Source organism: Micromonospora sp. WMMD987 (genome assembly GCF_029581435.1).
In the GTDB taxonomy this organism is placed as follows: Bacteria; Actinomycetota; Actinomycetes; order Mycobacteriales; family Micromonosporaceae; genus Micromonospora; species Micromonospora rifamycinica.
Genome location: NZ_CP120861.1, coordinates 6,528,302 through 6,546,365, shown reverse-complemented (window position 1 = coordinate 6,546,365; position 18,064 = coordinate 6,528,302). Strand labels below are relative to the sequence as shown.

The following is an 18,064-nucleotide window of genomic DNA, read 5'->3' as shown; positions in this document are numbered from 1 at the left end:
GTGGCCTGGCCGGGACCTGACCGGCGGCTCAGGACAGCGCGGCCTCGGCCGCGGCCAGGAAGGCGTCGTTCTCGGTCGGCGTGCCGATGGTGACCCGCACCCCGTCCCCGGCGAAGGGCCGCACGATCACGCCCCGCGTCTCGCACGTCCGGCCGAACGCCACGGCCCGCTCACCCAGCGGCAGCCAGACGAAGTTGGCCTGGCTGGACGGCACGTCGGGGACGAGCTTGCGCAACGCCTCGGTGACCCGGTCCCGTTCGGCGACGACCAGCGCGCAGCGTCGCTCGACCTCGTCGGCCTGGGCCAGCGCGGCCAGCGCCCCGGCCTGGGCGGCGGTGCTGGTGGAGAACGGGGTGACCACCTTGCGCACGGCGGCGGCCACCTCGGGGGCACCGACCAGCCAGCCGATCCGCAGCCCGGCCAGCCCCCACGCCTTGGACAGGGTGCGCAGCACCACCACGTTGGGCCGGTCCAGATAGGTCAGGCCGTCCGGCACCGCCGGGTCGGTGACGAACTCCCGGTACGCCTCGTCGATGACGACCAGCACGTCCTCGCCCACGGCGTCGAGGAACCGGTCCAGCTCCGGCTTGCGCACCGCCGTACCGGTGGGGTTGTTGGGGTTGCAGACCAGCACCATCCGGGTCCGGTCGGTCACCGCCGCGGCCATCGCCGCCAGGTCGTGCCCGTGGCCGGCGTCGTTGGGCACCCGCACGCTGCTCGCGCCGCTGGTCGCCGCGATGATCGGGTACGCCTCGAACGAGCGCCACGAGTAGAGCAGCTCGTCGCCGGGCAGGCAGGTGGCCCGGACCAGGTGCTCGGCCAGCGCCACCGACCCGCAGCCGGTGGCGACCCGCTCGGGGTCCACGCCGTACCGCTCGGCGAGCGCGGTGCGCAGCGCCACCACGCCCATGTCCGGGTAGCGGTGCGACCCGGTGACCGCCTCGGTGACCGCCTCGACCACCCCGGGCAGCGGCCCGTACGGCACCTCGTTGCTGGCCAGCTTGATCGCCTCGGCCAGGCCCAGTTCGCGGGCCAGATCGGCCGGGCTGCGCCCGGGCACGTAGCTCGGCAGGGCGTCCAGGTCGGCGCGGGTCAACCGCAGCGCAGGCTGGTGACGTCCGGTGTCGGTCATGCGGTGTCTCCCGGGGGTTCGGGGTCGGAGGGGGTGTCGGGGTGGTCGGTGCGCGGCACCCGCACCACGACCGTCTGGGCCCGCTTGTCGTGCAGCGCCTGGCGCAGCGGGTGGTCGAAGAGCGCGGAGACCGCGTCGACGAACTGGAGCAGCAGGCCGAAACCGCAGCAGAACCAGAGCAGGGTGGGCATGCCCATGGTGCTCCACCGCCGGGTGGCCCGGCCGAAGCCGAGCGGCTGGTCGGCGTCGACCGGCACGGCCCGGATGCGCAGCAGGCGCTTGCCCGGGGTCTGCCCGCCGGAGGCCGTCGTCGGCACCTCGTAGGCGAACCAGAGCGCGGTCGCGATGACCAGGATGGCGATCTGGAGGCCGCCGGCCTGCTCACCGATGGCGGGCAGCCCCTCCCGGGAGGAGTCGCCGGCCATCGCCCGGCGGAACGCCTCCCGCAGGTAGGGCGCGGTCTCCTCGAAGTACCGCCAGACGAACCAGCCGTTGACCACCGCGTTGAGCGCGAGAACGATCCCGAAGTCGACCAGCCGGGCGAGCAGCCGGGCACCGTAGCCGGCCAGCGGCACGCCGTGCGGACGCGGCTCGGGCGGACGCCCCGGCCAGGTCGGGTACGGCCAACCGGGCGGCGGCCCGCCGGCCTGTCCGACCCCGTGGCCCGGGTACCCCGGCTGCCCTGCTCCCGGCTGCCCGGATTCCGGCTGTCCCGCCCAGGGTTGTCCCGCTCCCGGCTGCCCTGCCCAGGGCTGCCCGGATCCCGGCTGCCCGGAGGGCTGGCCGGTCCAGGGCTGGCCGGGGGTGCCCGGCGGTGCGCCGGCAGTGGCCGGCGGTCCACCGGCCGTCGTCGGGTCACCGGCGGCGGGGGAGGTCGGGGCGGGCGGCTCGGCGGCGGGTTCCGGCTCGGGCGGCGGCGGGCCGTCGGGCGGGGTGGCGTCGACCGGGATCGGGGCACCGATCCAGCCCTCGCCGTCCCACCACCGTCGGGTGGTCGGCTCGGCCGGGTCGACGTGCCACCCTGGTTGCACGCTCACGGTCGCGCCCTGCGCTGTCCGGTACGGTCGCTCTGCTCGCTCACCCGGCAACCTTAACGACGATGGTGCCGGCGAACTTGTCGTGGAGGCACTGCTGCCACGGCTTGTCCCAGAGCTGCCACAGCCCGTCGAGGTAGCTGAAGACGGGAATGACCGCCCCGCCGATCTGGGCGGCGGCCCACCGCTTGGCCGCCACCGTACGGGTCAGCGTGGCGGCCGGGTCGAGCGGCACCACCTGGATCTTCATCACCCGCTTGCCGATGGTCTGCCCGGTCTTGTACATCATCTCGACCTGGTAGACGTAGCTCAGGGCGAACGCCACCACGAAGATCACGCCCTGCAACACCAGCATCGGAATCAGGAAGTTGGTGAACGGGTCGGAGGTGGGCCGGCCGTCGGCCGTGGTGGTCAGGTCGGGCAGGACCATCCGGAAGAAGACGATGAGGGCCGGCACGATGAAGACCATGCTGGCCGCGCCGAGCACCGCCCCGTCGATGAGCAGGGCGAGCAGCCGGTCACCGAAGCTGGCCAGCGGCAGCCCGCGCGGCGACATCCCGGGCGGCGGCATGCCGGGTGCCGGCGGCGGGTACCCGGGCCTCCCGGCGTACGGGCCGGGGCGCGGGTACCCGCCGGGCGGGGCGGCGTAGGGGCCGGGTTGCGGCGGCACGGCGTACCCCTGGGGGTGTGGGCCGGCGGGCGGGGCGAAGCCGCCGGCGGCGGGCGGGTACCCACCGGCCGGCGGTGTCGGGTAGCTCGGAGGTTGCGTCACGCGAGACAGTGTTACAAATTGCCGCGCGCTTCCTGCTCACGCTCGATGGCTTCGAACAGCGCCTTGAAGTTGCCCTTGCCGAAACCGAGCGAGCCGTGCCGCTCGATCAGCTCGAAGAAGACCGTCGGCCGGTCCTGCACCGGCTTGGTGAAGATCTGGAGCAGGTAGCCGTCCTCGTCCCGGTCGACCAGGATCTTGCGGGACTTCAGCTCCTCGATCGGCACCCGGACGTTGCCGATCCGGGCGCGCAGCTCCGGGTCGTCGTAGTACGAGTCGGGGGTGTCGAGGAACTCGACGCCGGCCGCCCGCATCGCGTCGACGCTGGCCAGGATGTCGTTGGTGGCGACGGCGATGTGCTGCGCGCCGGGGCCCTGGTAGAACTCCAGGTACTCGTCGATCTGCGACTTCTTGCGGGCCACCGCCGGCTCGTTGAGCGGGAACTTCACCTTCCGGGTGCCGCTGGCGACGACCTTGCTCATCAGCGCCGAGTAGTCGGTGGCGATGTCGTCGCCGATGAACTCCGCCATGTTGGAGAAGCCCATCACCCGCTTGTAGAACTCCACCCACTCGTCCATCCGGCCGAGTTCGACGTTGCCGACCACGTGGTCGACGGCCTGGAAGAAGCGCTTCGGCTGGAGACCGGCGGCGATCATCGGCTGCCGGTCGACGATCGGTCCCCGGGCCACGAAGCCGGGCAGGAACGGGCCGGTGTAGCGGGACCGGTCGACCAGGCTGTGCCGGGTGTCGCCGTACGCGGCGATGGTGGCCAGCCGGACGGTGCCGTGCGCGTCGGTCACGTCGTGCGGCCCGATCAGGCCGGTCGCGCCCTGGGCCACCGCGTGCGCGTAGGCGGCGTCGACGTCCGGAACCTCCAGCGCGATGTCGCAGACCCCGTCGGAGTGCTTCGCGACGTGCTCGGTGCCGGCCGCGTCGGGGCGGACCGCGCCGGTCAGCACGAACCGGGCCGAACCGCTGGTCAGCACGTACTCGGCGTGGTCGCGGTAGCCCTGCTCCGGCCCCCGGTACGCCACGCAGGTCATGCCGAACGCGGTGGAGTAGTAGTGCGCGGCCTGCTTGGCGTTGCCGACCAGGAAGTGCACGTGGTCGAGGCCCCTGACCGGGAACGGGTCACGGGTGATGTCGTGGTCGACTGCGCCGACGAGCGTGTCGACGTCGATGTCCTCGGTCGACTGGGGTCGGTCGATCGCCTGGGTCACGGTGGCCTCCCTCGGTTGCGGCCGGCTTCGTGGGCCGGTGGTCCGACAGCTCTTCTGGGAAGCATCGCGGGGCCGCGTCGGCTGGGCAACTGTCACCCTTTTGCCTGGTCATGTTGCGCAATCGGTAGGGTGTTCAGTCATGAGCGCTGGACAGGGTGTACAGCTCGACGCGCTGGACGGCAGGTTGGTCCAACTGCTCGCCGAGGAACCCCGGATCGGGGTGCTGGAATGCTCCCGCCGGCTCGGGGTGGCCCGGGGCACCGTCCAGGCCCGGCTGGACAAGCTCGTCGACCGGGGGGTGATCGGCGGCTTCGGCCCGGAGATCAACCCGGCGGCGATCGGGTTCGCGGTGACCAGCTTCGTCACCCTGGAGATCAGCCAGCGGCACGGCCACGACACGGTGACCGCCCACCTGGCGGCGATCCCGGAGGTGCTGGAGGCGCACACCATCACCGGGGCGAGCGACCTGCTCTGCCGGATCGTGGCCCGCTCCAACACCGACCTCCAGCGGGTGATCGACCAGATCGTCTCGTCCGAGGCGATCCGCCGGGCCTCCACGATCATCGCGCTGGCCGAGCAGATCCCCTACCGCACCCTGCCGCTGCTGCGTTCCGCCGCCGGCTCCTGACCGGCTCCTTTTTGCCCTGGTATCGCGGTATCCGCATGCTCTGATACCGCTATCACGGTGATGTCGCGGTACATCTGAACTGCCCGGCCGGTCCGGGCGCGGGCGGGGAGAAAGCGGGGCGACACTCCGGCGCGGGGACGGGGTGGGCTGGTGAACGTCGCTACGGTGTGCGGTGTGAAGGGCCTTGGGGGGGTGCGGGGAGGGCTGCTGCTCGGGCTCGTCGTCGTGATCGCGCTCGCCGTCACCGGGGTGTGGAACCCCTTCCCCGGGGTGTGGGACTGGGTCGACCGCAGCGAACCGATCTCCGAACCGGACGTGCTCTGGCAGCAGCGGATCGGCGGCACCCCGAAGAGCGTCACGATCGTCGGCGACACCGTCGTCGTCGAGCAACGTACCCGCACCGAGGCCCGCAGCCTGGCCACCGGGGCCGCGCTCTGGGAGCGCAAGGCGGACTGGTCGGCGGTGGCCGGCGGCGACCGGGACGCCGTCGTCGCCGTGGGCAAGCTGCTGGTCAAGGGGTACGAGCTGATCGACCCCGTGACCGGGGCGGTACGGCGGCGCGACAGCGACGCGGTGGCCGTCTGGACGTACCGGAACCTGCTGCTGGACGCCCGGTGCGTGGCCGCCACTGACTGCACGCTGAGCGCCTGGGATCCCCGTGGCACCCGCCCACTGTGGACGGCCTTCCTGCCCGGCGTCAGCAGCGGGCTCTTCGCCGACAACCCGGGCCTGCTCGGCACCCGGCGGCTCACCGCGCAGCGGATCGACGAGGCGGTGGCCGGGCCGGAGGCGGTGCCACCGCTGCTCGGCTTCCCGGTGGACGGCCGGGTGCACGTGGTGGACACCGCCACCGGGCGGGTGGTGCAGAACGTCGAACCGGGCCGCGACGAGCGGCTGTCCGTGACCGGCGGCCGGATGCTGCGGATCACCGCCGTCTCCGTCGACGGCAGCTGCCAGTACGCCGTCTCGGGCCGGGATCCGGCCACCGGGCAGGAGGCGTGGCGGCGGGCCGGGCTCAACCTGCGCACCGCCGACAGTGCCGGGTGCGTGCAGCGGGAGGACCCGCAGGGTGCCCGCAACGTGCTGATCGGGGTGGCCCCGGACGGGCGGGAGACGGTCCTCGACGGGTACGACGGCCGGCTGCTGCTGGTGGACGCGGAGGGGGAGCGGCTGCTCGCCGTGGACGACCGGTACGCCCTGGTGCGCAGCGCCGACAAGGAGTCGGTCGTCGCCCGGGAACTGGGCACCGGCAAGGCCCGCTGGACCCGACCGGCCGGCGCGAAGGCGGGCGCGGCGCTCACCCCGTACGCGGCGGTGCTGACCGGGGACAAGCCGAGCCGGCTGGTCGCCGTGGACCCGCGCACCGGGCGGGAACTGGTGGTGTTGCGGACCAGCGCCAACGCGCTCGCCGTGGGGCCGCACGGCATGGTCGTCGGCGAGGGCCGGGAGATCGGGTACGTCCGGTTCGGCGCGGGCGCCGGTGCACCGCCGCCCGCCGCGCCACCGGCCGGCTCGGACGGTGGTGGCGGTCCCGGACCGGGGCGTACCGGTGGCGCCGGAGAGGTCGAGGACAGTTGCGGGCCGAAGCGGGAACTCTGCCCCGACGGCGACGGGTGAGAGCGGCGTCCCACGACCCACCCGGCGGGTGTCACCGATCGACCGGTCTGCCCTAGGCTTTTCCGACATGAGCAGTGCCGCCGCGTTCTCGTACGCCCCCTTGCTGCCGACCGGTCCCGACCAGACGGAGTACCGCCTGGTCACCGACGAGGGCGTCGACGTCGTCCACGGGCCGGGGGGCCGCCGTTTCCTGACCGTGGAGCCGGCGGCGCTGACCGCGCTGACCGCCGAGGCGATGCACGACATCGCCCACTTCCTGCGGCCGGCGCACCTGGCCCAGCTCCGGTCGATCATCGACGACCCGGCGGCCTCGCCGAACGACCGGTTCGTCGCGCTGGACCTGCTGCGCAACGCCAACATCGCCGCCGGTGGGGTGCTGCCGATGTGCCAGGACACCGGCACCGCGATCGTGATGGGCAAGCGGGGCCGGCACGTGCTGACCGACGGCGGCGACGCCGAGGCGATCTCGCGCGGGGTCTACCAGGCGTACACGAGGCTGAACCTGCGGTACTCGCAGCTCGCCCCGCTGACCATGTGGGACGAGCGGAACACCGGCAGCAACCTGCCCGCCCAGGTCGACCTGTACGCCGAGGACCCGGACGGGCACCCGGACGCGTACAAGTTCCTGTTCATGGCCAAGGGCGGCGGCTCGGCCAACAAGTCCTACCTCTACCAGGAGACGAAGGCGCTGCTCAATCCGACCCGGATGATGCAGTTCCTGGAGGAGAAGCTGCGGCTGATCGGCACCTCGGCCTGTCCGCCGTACCATCTGGCGGTCGTGATCGGCGGCACCTCCGCCGAGTACGCCCTCAAGACCGCCAAGTACGCCTCGGCGAAGTACCTCGACACGTTGCCCACCTCCGGCTCGATGACCGCGCACGGCTTCCGGGACCTGGAGCTGGAGGCCGAGGTGCTGGAGCTGACCCGCAACTTCGGCATCGGCGCGCAGTTCGGCGGCCGGTACTTCTGCCACGACGTGCGGGTGGTCCGGCTGCCCCGGCACGGCGCGTCCTGTCCGGTGGCGATCGCGGTCTCCTGCTCGGCCGACCGGCAGGCGGTTGCCAAGATCACCCCGTCCGGGGTGTGGTTGGAGCGCCTGGAGACCGACCCGGCGCGCTTCCTGCCGGACGTCACCGACGAGACCCTCGACGCCTCCGACGTGGTACGCGTCGACCTCAACCGGCCGATGGACTCCATCCGGGCCGAGCTGTCGAGGTACCCGGTGAAGACCCGGCTGTCGCTGACCGGCCCGCTGGTCGTCGCCCGGGACATCGCCCACGCCAAGATCGCCGAGCGGCTCGACGCGGGCGAGCCGATGCCGCAGTACCTGCGCGACCACGCCGTCTACTACGCCGGCCCGGCCAAGACCCCCGAGGGGTACGCCTCCGGATCGTTCGGCCCGACCACCGCCGGCCGGATGGACGCGTACGTGGCGAAGTTCCAGGCGGCCGGCGGATCCCAGGTGATGCTGGCCAAGGGCAACCGCTCCGGCCAGGTGACCCGCTCCTGCCAGCAGCACGGCGGCTTCTACCTCGGCTCGATCGGCGGCCCGGCGGCCCGGCTCGCCCAGGACTGCATCAAGCACGTCGAGGTGCTGGAGTACGCCGAGCTGGGCATGGAGGCGGTCTGGAAGATCGAGGTGGAGGACTTCCCGGCGTTCATCGTGGTCGACGACAAGGGCAACGACTTCTTCGCCGAGGTCACCAAGCCGGTGCTGACCGTGGGCCGCCGCTGACGACCCGGTTCGCCACGTACACGCTTAACATCGCCGGATGTTCCGGCCGACGTACCCGATTCGTACGGCGCGGCTCACCCTGCGCCCGGTCACGCTGGACGATCTCGATGACGTCTACTCATGGCAACGTCGACCGGACGTCTTCCGCTGGACGCTCGGCGAGCCGCGTACCCGCGAGGAGTCGCGGTCGTCGGTGCTCGCCATGGCGGGCGAGGACGCGCTCCGCGCCGAGGGGGACTGCCTGACGTTGGCCGTGGTCACCGACGCCGGGGTCATCGGCACGGTGGAGCTGGTCTGGCGCAGCCGGACCGACCGGACGGCCGAACTCGGGTACGTCTTCCATCCCGGCCACGGCGGTCGCGGGTTGGCCACGGAGGCCGCCGCGGCGTTGGTGAACTGGGGGTTCACCGGGTTCGGGCTGCACCGGGTCTACGCCCGGTGTCACGGGCGCAATGCTGCGTCCGCCCGGCTGATGGCCCGGCTCGGCATGCGTCAGGAGGCGCACCACGTCGAAAGCTACCTGTTCCGAGGAGAGTGGGCCGACCAGCTCGTCTACGCCATCCTGGCCAGCGAGTAGAGCCTACGAGCGCTACGGGGTTGATGGATCCCGGCGGCCTCTCCGCATCGAGGCCCGGTTGGCGCTACCACGCCTGCCGGGGCCGTTCGCCTATGCCGACGGCGGAGGCGCAGTTCGAAGATCGTGCTCGATCCTGGAAAGAGTGGCCTCCGGCGGCGGGTGACACCACTCTTTCCCTGATCGAGCGCGATCTTGCCCGTTCGGCCGCTGATCGAGCGCGATCGTGCCCGCCCGGCCGTTTTCTGGCGGGCATTCCTGCAGGTGGCAGCCGGCCGGGGCAGGATGGGACGGGTGACGACTCCAGAGGCAGCGGGCTACCGGATCGAACGCGACTCGATGGGCGAGGTGGAGGTGCCCGCCGAGGCGTTGTGGCGGGCGCAGACCCAGCGCGCGGTGCAGAACTTCCCGATCTCGGGGCGCGGCATCGAGCCGGCCCAGATCAAGGCACTGGCCCAGATCAAGGGGGCCGCCGCCCTGGTCAACGGCGAGCTGGGGGTGATCGACGCGGACGTCGCCGGGGCGATCGCCACCGCCGCCGCGCACGTGGCCGACGGCGGTTATGACGACCAGTTCCCGATCGACGTGTTCCAGACCGGCTCGGGCACCTCGTCGAACATGAACACCAACGAGGTGATCGCCACCCTGGCCACCCGGGAGCTGGGCCGGGACGTGCACCCGAACGACGACGTGAACGCCTCGCAGTCCAGCAACGACGTCTTCCCGTCCTCGATCCACCTGGCCGCCACCCAGTTCGTGGTGGAGGACCTGCTGCCGTCGCTGCGGCACCTGGCGGAGGCGTTGGAGGCGAAGGCGGCCGAGTTCGAAACGGTGGTCAAGGCGGGGCGTACCCACCTGATGGACGCCACCCCGGTCACCCTGGGACAGGAGTTCGGCGGGTACGCCGCGCAGGTCCGCTACGGCGTCGAGCGGTTGGAGTCGGCGCTGCCCCGGCTGGCCGAGCTGCCGTTGGGCGGCACCGCCGTGGGCACCGGCATCAACACCCCGCTGGGCTTCGCCGGCAAGGTGATCGAGAGGCTGCGCGCCTCGACCGGGCTGCCGTTGACCGAGGCCCGCAACCACTTCGAGGCGCAGGGGGCGCGGGACGCGTTGGTCGAGACGTCCGGCCAGCTGCGTACCGTCGCGGTCGGGCTCTACAAGATCGCCAACGACGTACGCTGGATGGGGTCCGGCCCCCGGGCGGGCCTGCGGGAGCTGCGCATCCCCGACCTCCAGCCCGGCTCGTCGATCATGCCGGGCAAGGTCAACCCGGTGGTCGCCGAGGCGGTGCGGCAGGTCTGCGCGCAGGTGGTCGGCAACGACGCGGCGGTCGCGTTCGCCGGTTCGCAGGGCGACTTCGAGCTGAACGTGATGCTCCCGGTGATGGGCCGCAACCTGCTCGAATCGATCAAGCTGCTCTCGGCGTCCAGCCGGCTCTTCGCCGACCGCCTGGTGGCCGGCCTGGTCGCGGACGCCGAGGTCTGCCTGGCGTACGCGGAAGGGTCGCCGTCGATCGTCACCCCGCTCAACCGCCACCTCGGGTACGACGAGGCCGCCTCGATCGCCAAGGAGGCGCTGGCGAAGCAGGTCTCCATCCGTGAGGTGGTGCTCTCCCGGGGGCACGTCGACTCCGGCAAGCTGACCGAGACCCAGCTCGACGAGGCCCTCGACCTGCTCCGGATGACCCACCCCTGACCGTCGTGCGGTGACCGGGCCGGCGTGGCGGTGTCGGACGGGTACGACACCGCCACCGGCCCCACCCGGTTGTGGCCGTCGGGTCACCGCTGCCCGGTGGGCGGACGGGTGCGGGGCACCCAGGCGAGGAACCGGGTGAACAGGGCCGCCGGATCGGGGCCGGTGTCCGGGTGCAGCCGGTACAGGTCGGCGGCGGCGTCGTGCAGCACGGCGCAGAGGTGGACGTGCAGGGCGGCGCGGTCGTGGGCGTACTCGGCGACGAGGGCGAGGCGCGCGGTCCCGCAGGGCCAGGGCCCGGCGCACACCCGGCACAGCCAGAGCGGACGCAGCGGCAGGTGCCGGCGCGGCTGCCCGGCACCACCCACCGGCCCGTCCGGATCGGCCAGGGCTGGCGGCCCGTCCGGGCTGGTCGGGCTGGTCGTCCCGTCCGGCCCGGCCAGAGTTGTCGGCCCGTCCGGCCCGTCCGGGCTGCTAAGCCCGTCCGGGTTGCCCGCGTCGGTCGGCGCGTTCACCAGCGACCTCCGTTGGCCCGCCACTCCTGTGCCCGGGTCAGCCACCCGGTGCGACCGACCCGGGGGAACGACACGGTGGTGTCCTCCCACCCGGGAGCCGGCATGTCGGGGCTAGCGCCGGTGGCCGGTCCTGGTGCCCTGGGGTGTGTGGCGGTGGCTGGTGCCGGTGCGACGTCGGGTCCGCCGGCTGCTCGACGATCCGGTCCACGGGTGGCTCCGGCGGCCGGCCGGTCGCCCCGACCAGCCGAGTCGGGCCGGTCGGTCGGGTCGGGCCGGTCGGGTGCGGGTGCTCGGCGTCGTCCGGTGGGCCGGAACATCAGGGCAAGCCGGTGTCGCCAGGTGGGCCGGGGCATCGCGTCGCCTCCATGAGGGGTCGGCTGGTCGTCTCCCCCGGCGACGGGACCACCGGCCGAAAGGCGAGCGGTCCCACCACGACACCGTCGCGCCCGGAGGGGTGGGGCGGTCGATGTCGCACTGCACAGTCTGCTGACGGGACCACTACCGTGTGAAGGCTCGTGTCGGCTTCCGGTGTGGTCCGATGTGGTGGAGGCGGCGGGCGTCCCCGGGTGTGGAGCGCTCCGGCTCAGGGGCGGCGGGCCGCCTTGCGGGCCCGGTAGGCGCTGACCGCGACCCGGTTGCCGCAGCCCGCCTCGCAGAACCGCCGGGACCGGTTCTTGGAGAGGTCGACCAGCACGTTGGCGCATTCGGGCCGGGCGCAGTGCCGCAGCCGGTCCAACTCGTCACCGCGGACCAGGTCGGCGACGGCCATCGCCGCCTCCACGGCCATCCGGGTGGCCAGCGGGGCGTCCCGGGGCACGGCGTGCACGTGGTACGGCTGGTCGTCGTGCCGGATCAGTTGCGGCAGCGCCCGGTACTCCTGGAGCAGGTCGTTGACCACGGCCACGACGGTGTCCAGGTCGTCGTCCCAGAGGCGGCGCAGGCGCGGGCGCAGCGCCCGGACGGCCCGCAGCTCGACCTCGGTGTGTTCGTGCCGACCGGTGAACCGGTGGGTGACGACGAACCGGTCCAGCGCGGTGATGTCGGGTAGCCCGTCGCCGGTCGCGCCGTCGGTGTTGACCAGGGCGGACGCAGCAGTCAGTCCACACTCGGTGTCATGAGTGAAAAGCAACTTGACCCCTGTCATCGTCGGCCGCTAGCGTCACCGGCGTAATGCTACTTTGCTGATGTCGTACGGAGGAATCCCGATGCCGCACCGCTCCACCACCGGCGTCGGCCTGGCCCTCGCCCTGCTCTCCGCCGTCACCTTCGCCACCTCCGGCACCTTCGCCCGCTCCCTGATCGAGGCCGGTTGGTCCGCCGAGGCTGTCGTGGTGGCCCGGGTCGGTCTCGCCGCCCTGGTGCTGGCCCTGCCCGCGGCGCTCGCGCTGCGGGGCCGGGCGACGGTGCTGCGCCGCAACCTCGGCCCGGTCACCGTCTTCGGCCTGCTCGGCGTCGCGACCGCCCAGGCATGCTTCTTCAACGCCGTCCGTTACCTGCCGGTCGGGGTGGCCCTGCTGCTGGAATATCTCGGCATCGTCCTCGTGGTGGGCTGGATGTGGCTGGTGCACGGGCAGCGACCCCGCCGGCTCACCGTGGCCGGTTCGCTGGCCGCCCTGAGCGGGCTCGGCCTGGTGCTCGACCTGACCGGCACCGGCCGGCTCGACCCGGTCGGCGTGCTCTGGGGGCTCGGCGCGGCCGTCGGGCTGGCCGGCTACTTCGTCCTCGCCGGTCGGGTCGACCCCGAACTGCCCTCGGTCACCATGGCCAGCGGCGGGATGGCCGTCGGCGCGGCCGTGCTGGCGCTGCTCGGCCTGGTCGGGGTGCTGCCGCTGCGGGCCACCTTCGGTGCCGTCGACTTCGCCGGGCAGCGGACCAGCTGGCTCGTCCCGATCGCCGGGCTGTCGCTGGTCGCCGCCGTGGTGGCGTACCTGGCCGGAATCGCCGCGACCCGTGTCCTGGGTGCCCGGCTGTCGTCGTTCATCGGGCTGACCGAGGTGATGTTCGCGGTGCTCATCGCCTGGCTGGTGCTGGGTGAGCTGCCGGTGCCGGTGCAGCTCGCCGGGGGCGCGCTGATCGTCGCCGGGGTGTCCCTGGTCCGCCTCGACGAACTGCGCGAGGGCCGCACCGGGCCGACGCCGGCCCGGGTAGACGACCCGGCGCTCGCGGCATGCTCGGCGGGGTCGGGAAAGCCGACGTGAGAAGGTGTCGGACATGCTCAGCGTGGTGGTGTTCGACGCCGACGAGACCCTGATCGACCTGCGCCCCGCGGTCACCGGCGCCCTGGTGGCCGTCCTCGACGAGATGCGTCGCCGCACCCCGGTGGCGGCCGGGGTGACCCTCGCCGAGGTGGAGTCCGACTGGCAGGCGGTCTTCGGGTCGATGACCGCCGCACCGGTGATGGAGATCCGCCGGGCCGCCCTGGCCCGGTCGCTGGACCGGGCCGGGCTGGTCGGCCAGCTCGACGAGTTCGCCGAACTCTTCTTCGCCCGGCGGTACGCGCTCAGCCACCCGTACCCTGACGTCCTGCCGGCGCTGGCCGCGTTGCGCGCCGACTTCACCCTCGGCTACGCCACCAACGGCAACAGCCGGGTCGAGCGCTGCGGCCTGCCCGACGTGTTCGCCTTCGCGCTGTACGCCCACGAGGGCGGCCTGCCCAAGAAGCCCGACCCGGCGTTCTACGCCGCGATCGTCGATGCCGCCGGGGTGCCGGCGGAGCGGATCGCGTACGTCGGCGACTCGATCGCCCACGACGTGCTCGGCCCCCGGCAGGCCGGGCTGCGCGGCATCTGGCTCAACCGGCACGGCCTGCCCCTCCCACCCGGGGTACGCCCCGACGCCGAGGTCGCGACACTCACCGATCTACCTGCGGCGCTGCACAGCCTGCACCCGACGAATGCCTGATGCGGGACTAAATCCGACTTGTATCTGGCGGAATCGCCGCCGGTGCTATGGGATGGCTGCCACGTCCCTCAACGAGAGGATCTGATGTGGTGAGCAAGCGCTTCACCGCCGGAGCCGTCGCGACCGCGGCGGCCCTGGCACTTACGGTGACCGGCCTGACCGTCCCGGCGAACGCCGGGCCGACCACCAGCCGGACGTTCACCGTGGTGGCCGAGGACGGCGTCTCGGCGGACGCGGCGATCGCCGCGATCCGCGCCGCCGGTGGCACCGTCGTGTCCCGTACGGACGACGTCGGTCTGTACCAGGTCACCAGCGACCGGGCCGACTTCGCCGGCCGGGTCACCGCCGCCTCCGCGCTGGTCGGCGCGGCCGAGCAGCGGGCCATCGGCCGCAAGCCCAAGCTGGACCGGGTGGAGCAGGAGAACCTGCTGAACCGGACCAAGCAGGCCGTCAAGGCCAAGGGCAACGCCAACGGCAAGAAGCTGGACCCGCTCGACGACAAGCTCTGGGGCCTCGGCATGATCGGCGCCGACAAGGCCCGCAAGGTCATGCCGGGCGACAAGCGGGTCACCGTCGGCATCCTGGATACCGGCGTCGACGCCAGCCAGCCCGACCTCGCGCCCAACTTCAACTGGGCTCTCTCGCGCAACTTCGCCCCGGACATCGCCGACATCGACGGCCCCTGCGAGGTCGCGAGCTGCCTCGACCCGGTCGGCACCGACGACGGCGGACACGGCACCCACGTCGCCGGCACGATCGGCGCCGCGGCCAACGGCTTCGGCCTGTCCGGTGTGGCCCCGAACGTCTCGCTGGTGGAGCTCAAGGGCGGCCAGGACTCCGGGTACTTCTTCCTCAACCCGGTCGTCAACGCCCTGGTGCACGCCGGCAAGTCCGGCCTCGACGTGGTCAACATGTCGTTCTACGTCGACCCGTGGCTCTACAACTGCACCGCCAACCCGGCCGACTCGCCCGAGTCGCAGGCCGAGCAGCGGGCGGTCATCAAGGCGATGAAGCGGGCCCTGAACTTCGCCCACAACAAGGGCGTCACCCTGGTCGGCTCGCTCGGCAACAACCACGAGGACCTCGGCGCACCCCGCACCGACGTGTCCAGCCCGGACTACGGCGCCGACCCGTACCCGCGCCCGATCGACAACGACAGCTGCTGGGATCTCCCGGTGGAGGGTCCGCACGTGATCGGTGTGTCCGCCGTCGGCCCGTCCGGCAAGAAGGCCGACTACTCCAACTACGGCACCGAGCAGATCTCGGTCGCCGCGCCGGGTGGCTGGTTCCGGGACGGCTTCGGCACCGACACCCACCGCACCGACGGCAACATGATCCTCTCCACGTACCCGAAGAAGGTGCTCCAGGAGGAGGGCTCGGTCGACGAGAACGGCAACGTCGTGCCGGGCTTCGAGAACTCGGTGCTCAAGCAGTGCACCACCGCCGGTGAGTGCGGCTACTACACCTACCTCCAGGGCACCTCGATGGCGTCGCCGCACGTCAGCGGGGTCGCCGCGCTGATCGTCAGCAAGTGGGGCAAGAAGGAGGGTAAGGACGGCTACGGCCTGGCACCGGCCAAGGTGGAGCAGCACCTCTACCGGACGGCTGCCGAGCACGCCTGCCCGGAGCCGCGCCTGCAGAGCTACGCCAACGAGGGCCGGTCGGCCGAGTTCGACGCGTACTGCGCCGGGTCGCTGAACTTCAACGGCTTCTACGGCTACGGCATCGTGGACGCGAACGCCGCGGTCCGCAGCCCGCTCAAGCCGAACGTCACTCCCTGACACCCGGCACCCCGGGCTGACGCCCGACAACGGGAGAGGCCCGGACGACCCCTGGTCGTCCGGGCCTCTCCGCTCGTGTTTTGACCGTTGTGTGGGCAGGGTGGTCTGGCGGTGTGGTGTGGGTGTTCGTGGTGGTGTGGTGTGGGTGTTCGTGGTGGTGTGGGGGTGGGGTGTTATTTGCCCTTGTGGATGGCGTTGCGGCGGATGACGGGGTAGCGGGTTCGGCGTTTGCGGCGTTTTCCGGCGGGGCGTCCGGGTCCGGGGTGTCCGGGTTTCGGGTGGCCTGGTGGTTGCCAGGCGTTGCGGAGAGCGGGCGAAACCTGTCGGCGGGTCTGGCCGGGGGTGGGGGTTGTGGTGGTGGTGGGTTCCCAGGGCAGCCGGTGGTGGGTGAGGTGGGTGCGGGTGCAGAACAGGTGGAGGTAGGCGTAGGCGTGTAGGCGGAGCCAGGTGGTCAGGGTGTCGGGTTGGCGGGGGTGGAAGTCCGGGGCGTGGGCGGTGGTCTTCAGGTGGCGGAAGTAGTGCTCGATGTCGTAGCGGGTCAGGTAGGTCATGACAAGGGTGAGTAGGTCGCGGCGGGTGCCGGAGTACCAGAGTGCGAGGTCGCCGGCGCGGCGGCTGGGGCGTAGGTGCTGGACCCGGGCGAGGAGCACGGTGCCTTCCACGATCGGGAGGGTGGTCTGGCCGGTGAATCCGCGGCTGGCGCGGGTGAGTTTGGGGTGGACCTGGTGCCAGGCCCGGACGGTGACGGTGCCGTAGATGTCGAGTGGTCCGCTGACACCGGCGTCCGGGGTCAGGTCGGGTTCGCGCAGGGTCAGCCGGAATCCGTGTCGGCGGGGCCGGCCTCCGAGTGGGTGGGCGGCCCGGTGTTCGGGTCTGGTCCACATGGTCTGCGAGGTCGCGAGTCTGACCAGGACGTCCGCGGGAATCCTGCGTTCGCGGATCAGGTGGGTGATCCGGGCCGCGGGATAGCCGGAATCGAGGAGGAACAGCGACGGGTCGCCCGGGCGGGCGCCGTCGGCTGCGCAGATCTGTGCGATGTGGCCGACGGTGACCTCGACCAGGTCGTCGTCGGAGGTGATGCGGTCGGCCAGGACCGGCACGACCCACGAGTCCGGGGTCAGCGTCAACCGGACGACGTGCTGATACCGCCACCCGGTCTTGATCAGCGCCGCACCACGCGGGCCGCCTGGGGTGTACTGCGGTTGCCGGTCCGGGCTGGTGGCTGCGTTCGGCCGGGGCCACGCGGTGGTATCGACGGCATACACCCGGGGCAGACCGGACCGAGCGGCGATCCGGCACGCCGCCCGCAACGCCCGGCCGGTATCGATCTCGCCGTCGCGTAACGCCCGGTACGCCGCGGCGTGCCCGGTGACCGTGCCCAGCGACAGATGCGCCGGGCAGCCACACCGTCCCTGGTCCGCGGCCAGCTCATCGACCAGCGAGAACAACGTCCTCGACCGCGACACGAGGACACCCTCGTACAACTCCCGCCGCCACGCATCCAACAAGATCCGGCCCAGCTCGCTGTCACCGGCACCGGTAGCCGCTACGCTCCTCATCGAGAACCCTGCCCATTGATGATCTTTGTGTGAGAACTCAGATCATGGACAGGGTTCTCCCTGTTTCGCTAGACCTCGACCACCACAAATCCCCACGATGGTCAAAACACGAGGGGAGAGGCCCGGACGACCCCTGGTCGTCCGGGCCTCTCCGCGTCTTCCGTACCGGCCCCCCGACACCCGGCCGGTCAGGACAGGGCGGCGGCGATCGTCGCGGCGGCGGCGGCGACCTGCGGGCCGACCGTGTCGACCGGGAGCGGGGCCAGCGAGATCACCCCGACACTGGCCTCCAGGCCGGGCACCCCGAGCACCGGCGCGGCCACCCCGTACGCGCCGGCCTGGAGTTCCCCGGCGGTGCTCACCGGCCCGGCGACGCCGGCCCGGCCGGCGAGGACGGCCCGCCCGGCGGCTCCGCGTTCCAGCGGGTGCCGGGTTCCCGGCCGGTACGCGACGTGGAACGACGTCCAACTCGGCTCGACCACCGCCAGCGCGACCCCCTCGTCGCCCTCCACCACGGTCAGGTGCGCGGTCGCCCCGGTCTTCTCCGCAAGGCGGCGCAGCGCGGGCAGCGCGCCCTCGGCCAGCAGCGGCTGGGCCCGCCGGGCCAGGTGCAGCACGCCGACGCCGAGGCGCAGCCGGCCGTCGTCGCCCCGCCGCAGCATCCCGTGCCCGGTCAACGCGCCGACCAGCCGGTAGACGGCGGCCCGGCCGATGCCGAGCCGGTGGGCGGCCTCGGTGACGGTCAACCCGGTCGGCGCGTCGGCCACCAGGTGCAGCAGGCGCAGCCCCCGGTCCAGGGTCTGCGCGGTCTCCCCGCCCGTGGGTGCCGGCTCACCCGCCGCTGTCGCCTTCACAGCAGGCAGCGTACGGCCCGGCTCGGGCCGACCCGGTGCGGCGCGGACAGCTA

The 18,064-nt window shown here is 72.4% G+C and carries 16 protein-coding genes; 8 read left to right on the top strand and 8 right to left on the bottom strand.

What is annotated here, in order from left to right; all coding sequences use genetic code 11:
* Positions 1–28: 28 nt before the first annotated feature.
* The 4 genes from hisC to hppD are packed head-to-tail and all read right to left on the bottom strand — an operon-like array spanning position 29 to position 4,155.
* Complete coding sequence (gene hisC, locus O7612_RS27920) at positions 29–1,132, bottom strand: histidinol-phosphate transaminase (protein ID WP_282268801.1); 1,104 nt, start codon at positions 1,130–1,132, stop codon at positions 29–31.
* Positions 1,129–2,169: an RDD family protein gene (locus O7612_RS27915; protein WP_282268799.1), complete on the bottom strand. Its 1,041-nt coding sequence runs from the start codon at positions 2,167–2,169 to the stop codon at positions 1,129–1,131. The genes hisC and O7612_RS27915 overlap by 4 nt, the downstream gene beginning before the upstream one ends.
* A gap of 40 nt (positions 2,170–2,209) precedes the next feature.
* Positions 2,210–2,938: an RDD family protein gene (locus tag O7612_RS27910; RefSeq protein ID WP_282268797.1), complete on the bottom strand. Its 729-nt coding sequence runs from the start codon at positions 2,936–2,938 to the stop codon at positions 2,210–2,212.
* A gap of 11 nt (positions 2,939–2,949) precedes the next feature.
* On the bottom strand, positions 2,950–4,155 hold the full coding sequence (gene hppD, locus O7612_RS27905) for a 4-hydroxyphenylpyruvate dioxygenase (protein WP_282268796.1): 1,206 nt from the start codon (positions 4,153–4,155) through the stop codon (positions 2,950–2,952).
* A 139-nt stretch (positions 4,156–4,294) separates the two neighbouring features.
* Here hppD and O7612_RS27900 point away from each other — a divergent pair, with 139 nt between their 5' ends.
* The 5 genes from O7612_RS27900 to O7612_RS27880 all read left to right on the top strand — a co-directional run bounded on the left by O7612_RS27900 (position 4,295) and on the right by O7612_RS27880 (position 10,404).
* A complete protein-coding gene (locus O7612_RS27900) occupies positions 4,295–4,783 on the top strand; it encodes an Lrp/AsnC family transcriptional regulator (protein WP_282268794.1) in 489 nt (162 codons plus the stop codon).
* A 204-nt stretch (positions 4,784–4,987) separates the two neighbouring features.
* Positions 4,988–6,400 carry a PQQ-binding-like beta-propeller repeat protein gene (locus O7612_RS27895; protein WP_282274080.1) on the top strand — a complete coding sequence of 471 codons (1,413 nt, stop codon included), beginning with the start codon at positions 4,988–4,990 and terminating at the stop codon, positions 6,398–6,400.
* Between the two features lie 67 nt (positions 6,401–6,467).
* A complete protein-coding gene (locus O7612_RS27890) occupies positions 6,468–8,135 on the top strand; it encodes a fumarate hydratase (protein WP_282268792.1) in 1,668 nt (555 codons plus the stop codon).
* Between the two features lie 37 nt (positions 8,136–8,172).
* Complete coding sequence (locus tag O7612_RS27885) at positions 8,173–8,712, top strand: GNAT family N-acetyltransferase (protein WP_282268790.1); 540 nt, start codon at positions 8,173–8,175, stop codon at positions 8,710–8,712.
* Between the two features lie 282 nt (positions 8,713–8,994).
* Positions 8,995–10,404: a class II fumarate hydratase gene (locus O7612_RS27880; RefSeq protein ID WP_282268788.1), complete on the top strand. Its 1,410-nt coding sequence runs from the start codon at positions 8,995–8,997 to the stop codon at positions 10,402–10,404.
* A gap of 83 nt (positions 10,405–10,487) precedes the next feature.
* Here the strand turns inward: O7612_RS27880 and O7612_RS27875 are convergent, their stop codons facing one another.
* The gene (locus O7612_RS27875) at positions 10,488–10,769 is read right to left on the bottom strand and encodes a hypothetical protein (RefSeq protein WP_282274079.1); all 282 of its coding nucleotides are present in this window, start codon (positions 10,767–10,769) and stop codon (positions 10,488–10,490) included.
* Positions 10,770–11,499: 730 nt separating this feature from the next.
* Positions 11,500–12,060 (bottom strand): CGNR zinc finger domain-containing protein, encoded by a 561-nt coding sequence (locus tag O7612_RS27870; RefSeq protein ID WP_282268786.1) that lies wholly within the window; start codon positions 12,058–12,060, stop codon positions 11,500–11,502.
* A gap of 61 nt (positions 12,061–12,121) precedes the next feature.
* Between O7612_RS27870 and O7612_RS27865 the strand changes: the two genes are divergently transcribed.
* The 3 genes from O7612_RS27865 to O7612_RS27855 all read left to right on the top strand — a co-directional run bounded on the left by O7612_RS27865 (position 12,122) and on the right by O7612_RS27855 (position 15,598).
* Positions 12,122–13,114, top strand: a complete 993-nt coding sequence (locus tag O7612_RS27865) for an EamA family transporter (RefSeq protein ID WP_282268785.1) — start codon at positions 12,122–12,124, stop codon at positions 13,112–13,114.
* Between the two features lie 13 nt (positions 13,115–13,127).
* Positions 13,128–13,817 carry an HAD family hydrolase gene (locus O7612_RS27860; RefSeq protein ID WP_282268783.1) on the top strand — a complete coding sequence of 230 codons (690 nt, stop codon included), beginning with the start codon at positions 13,128–13,130 and terminating at the stop codon, positions 13,815–13,817.
* A gap of 89 nt (positions 13,818–13,906) precedes the next feature.
* Complete coding sequence (locus O7612_RS27855) at positions 13,907–15,598, top strand: S8 family serine peptidase (RefSeq protein ID WP_067304880.1); 1,692 nt, start codon at positions 13,907–13,909, stop codon at positions 15,596–15,598.
* A gap of 173 nt (positions 15,599–15,771) precedes the next feature.
* On the opposite strand, the gene O7612_RS27850 is transcribed toward O7612_RS27855, so the two are convergent.
* Together O7612_RS27850 and O7612_RS27845 are read right to left on the bottom strand one after the other, a co-directional pair.
* A complete protein-coding gene (locus O7612_RS27850) occupies positions 15,772–17,157 on the bottom strand; it encodes a hypothetical protein (RefSeq protein ID WP_282267338.1) in 1,386 nt (461 codons plus the stop codon).
* Positions 17,158–17,345: 188 nt separating this feature from the next.
* Complete coding sequence (locus O7612_RS27845) at positions 17,346–18,011, bottom strand: helix-turn-helix domain-containing protein (RefSeq protein WP_282268779.1); 666 nt, start codon at positions 18,009–18,011, stop codon at positions 17,346–17,348.
* Positions 18,012–18,064: the final 53 nt, after the last annotated feature.

What these genes read in the sequence shown, in the direction of transcription:
- hisC (WP_282268801.1), bottom strand. Translation starts at nt 1,132, where the DNA reads ATGACCGACACCGGACGTCACCAGCCTGCGCTGCGGTTGACCCGCGCC.
- O7612_RS27900 (WP_282268794.1), top strand. Translation starts at nt 4,295, where the DNA reads ATGAGCGCTGGACAGGGTGTACAGCTCGACGCGCTGGACGGCAGGTTG.
- O7612_RS27890 (WP_282268792.1), top strand. Translation starts at nt 6,468, where the DNA reads ATGAGCAGTGCCGCCGCGTTCTCGTACGCCCCCTTGCTGCCGACCGGT.
- O7612_RS27885 (WP_282268790.1), top strand. Translation starts at nt 8,173, where the DNA reads ATGTTCCGGCCGACGTACCCGATTCGTACGGCGCGGCTCACCCTGCGC.
- O7612_RS27880 (WP_282268788.1), top strand. Translation starts at nt 8,995, where the DNA reads ATGGGACGGGTGACGACTCCAGAGGCAGCGGGCTACCGGATCGAACGC.
- O7612_RS27870 (WP_282268786.1), bottom strand. Translation starts at nt 12,060, where the DNA reads ATGACAGGGGTCAAGTTGCTTTTCACTCATGACACCGAGTGTGGACTG.
- O7612_RS27865 (WP_282268785.1), top strand. Translation starts at nt 12,122, where the DNA reads ATGCCGCACCGCTCCACCACCGGCGTCGGCCTGGCCCTCGCCCTGCTC.
- O7612_RS27860 (WP_282268783.1), top strand. Translation starts at nt 13,128, where the DNA reads ATGCTCAGCGTGGTGGTGTTCGACGCCGACGAGACCCTGATCGACCTG.
- O7612_RS27850 (WP_282267338.1), bottom strand. Translation starts at nt 17,157, where the DNA reads ATGAGGAGCGTAGCGGCTACCGGTGCCGGTGACAGCGAGCTGGGCCGG.